Genomic DNA, 201 nt, shown 5'->3' on the forward strand with positions numbered 1-201 from the left:
CCGCCGCTCCCAGATCGCCAGCCTGGCCGCGCACACGTCGTGGGCGAGGACCCCGCACCGGGCCGAACGGATGGCACCGGCGAACCGCGCACGCGAAGCCCGGTTCGAGGCCGAGGTCGACCCCGACGGGGTCATGGGCCCGGCCGACCGGGCCAAGGCCGCCGAGTCCGCGCGCAAGGCGTACTACCAGCGGCTCCCGGT

The 201-nt window shown here is 76.6% G+C and carries 1 protein-coding gene; it reads left to right on the top strand.

The window, feature by feature from the left end:
* The coding region (locus D474_RS0102825; protein WP_017612085.1) for a hypothetical protein at positions 1 to 201 on the top strand (201 nt) is incomplete at both ends.

Source organism: Nocardiopsis salina YIM 90010 (genome assembly GCF_000341025.1).
Classification (GTDB): domain Bacteria; phylum Actinomycetota; class Actinomycetes; order Streptosporangiales; family Streptosporangiaceae; genus Nocardiopsis; species Nocardiopsis salina.